The sequence below is a fragment of the Roseomonas mucosa ATCC BAA-692 genome, assembly GCF_000622225.1.
Classification (GTDB): domain Bacteria; phylum Pseudomonadota; class Alphaproteobacteria; order Acetobacterales; family Acetobacteraceae; genus Roseomonas; species Roseomonas mucosa.
On record NZ_JHWD01000067.1, the window covers coordinates 1 to 2555 of the forward strand.

Here is a 2555-nt window from a genome sequence, read left to right on the forward strand (position 1 = left end):
GATAGCCCCGTAGGCGTAGTGTCTTGCAGGATCCTCGAGTAGGGCGGGGCACGTGAAACCCTGTCTGAACGTGGGGGGACCACCCTCCAAGCCTAAATACTCCTTGGCGACCGATAGTGCACAAGTACCGTGAGGGAAAGGTGAAAAGCACCCCGACGAGGGGAGTGAAAGAGACCTGAAACCGAGCGCCTACAAGCAGTCGGAGCACCCCAATGTTCAATCATGGGAGGTGTGACGGCGTACCTTTTGTATAATGGGTCCGCGAGTTTCTGTTGGCAGCAAGCTTAAGCCGAGAGGTGTAGGCGCAGCGAAAGCGAGTCTGATAAGGGCGCTTGAGTTGCCGGCAGAAGACCCGAAACCGAGTGATCTAGCCATGGCCAGGCTGAAGGTGGGGTAACACCCACTGGAGGGCCGAACCCACGCCTGTTGAAAAAGTCGGGGATGAGCTGTGGCTAGGGGTGAAAGGCCAATCAAACTCGGAAATAGCTGGTTCTCCGCGAAATCTATTGAGGTAGATCGTCGTCCGATTACCTTCGGAGGTAGAGCACCGGAAGGGCTAGGGGGGCCCAAAGCCCTACCAAACCCTACCGAACTCCGAATGCCGAAGAGTACAGGACGGCAGACAGACAGTGGGTGCTAAGGTCCATTGTCGAGAGGGAAACAGCCCAGACCACCAGCTAAGGCCCCCAAATCGTGGCTAAGTGGGAAAGCATGTGAGACGGCCAAAACAACCAGGAGGTTGGCTTAGAAGCAGCCATCCTTTAAAGAAAGCGTAATAGCTCACTGGTCTAATAGCTGTCTTGCGGCGAAAATGTAACGGGGCTCAAGCCACGTGCCGAAGCTGTGGATGCATGCGCAAGCATGCGTGGTAGCGGAGCGTTCCGTAGGCCTGCGAAGGCAGACCCGTGAGGGCTGCTGGAGGTATCGGAAGTGCGAATGCGGACATGAGTAGCGATAAACAGGGTGAGAACCCCTGTCGCCGAAAGTCCAAGGGTTCCTGCGCAAGGTCAATCCGCGCAGGGTGAGCCGGCCCCTAAGGCGAGGGCGAAAGCCGTAGTCGATGGGAACCAGGTGAATATTCCTGGGCCTGACAGACGTGACGGCTGCAAAGCGTTGTTGCCCCTTATCGGATTGGGGCGGCAGCCAGAGCAGCCCAGGAAACAGCGCTGTCGATAAAGACCGTACCCGAAACCGACACAGGTGGACTGGTTGAGAATACCGAGGCGCTTGAGAGAACTATGCTGAAGGAACTAGGCAAATTACTCGCGTAACTTCGGGATAAGCGAGACCCCTTCTTGCGCAAGCAAGGTGGGGTGGCACAGACCAGGGGGTAGCGACTGTTTAGTAAAAACACAGGGCTCTGCGAAATCGAGAGATGACGTATAGGGTCTGACACCTGCCCGGTGCCGGAAGGTCAAGGGGAGATGTGCAAGCATCGAACCGAAGCCCCGGTAAACGGCGGCCGTAACTATAACGGTCCTAAGGTAGCGAAATTCCTTGTCGGGTAAGTTCCGACCTGCACGAATGGTGTAACGACTTCCCCACTGTCTCCAGCATAGACTCAGCGAAATTGAATTCCCCGTGAAGATGCGGGGTACCCGTGGTCAGACGGAAAGACCCTATGAACCTTTACTGCAGCTTCGCAGTGGTGCCAGGAAGGAACTGTGTAGGATAGGTGGGAGCCATCGAAACCCGGGCGCTAGCTCAGGTGGAGGCAACCTTGAAATACCACCCTGTTTCTTTCTGGCATCTCACTGAGCCCGGTCAGCCCGGGCCAGGACCCTGCGTGGTGGGCAGTTTGACTGGGGCGGTCGCCTCCCAAAGTGTAACGGAGGCGCGCGATGGTGGGCTCAGGCCGGTCGGACATCGGCTGTTGAGTGCAAAGGCATAAGCCCGCCTGACTGCGAGCGCGACAGCGCGAGCAGAGACGAAAGTCGGCCTTAGTGATCCGGTGGTCCCGCGTGGAAGGGCCATCGCTCAACGGATAAAAGGTACTCTAGGGATAACAGGCTGATCTCCCCCAAGAGTCCACATCGACGGGGAGGTTTGGCACCTCGATGTCGGCTCATCGCATCCCGGGGCTGGAGCAGGTCCCAAGGGTTCGGCTGTTCGCCGATTAAAGCGGTACGTGAGCTGGGTTTAGAACGTCGTGAGACAGTTCGGTCCCTATCTGCCATGGGTGTTGGAGACTTGCGAGGATCTGTCCCTAGTACGAGAGGACCGGGATGGACGTACCTCTGGTGCACCGGTTGTTCCGCCAGGAGCATCGCCGGGTAGCTAAGTACGGAACGGATAACCGCTGAAGGCATCTAAGCGGGAAACCAGCCTCAAAACCAGGTCTCCCCAAGGGCCGTGGAAGACCACCACGTCGATAGGCCGCAGGTGGAAGTGCAGCAATGCATGCAGCCGAGCGGTCCTAATCGCCCGATCGAACTCCATCACTCCCCGCCGCCGCAGTCCCCCCAACAAGGGACACCGCGCGCAGCACCAAAGCGCACCCGCTCACACACACACACATCACACCCGAATATACATCGCCCTCCCAGCGCCGCATG

General features: G+C 58.0%; 1 rRNA gene. It reads left to right on the plus strand.

The window, feature by feature from the left end:
• A 23S ribosomal RNA gene (locus tag BT98_RS0120105) occupies positions 1-2441 on the plus strand; the annotation flags it as partial.
• Positions 2442-2555: the final 114 nt, after the last annotated feature.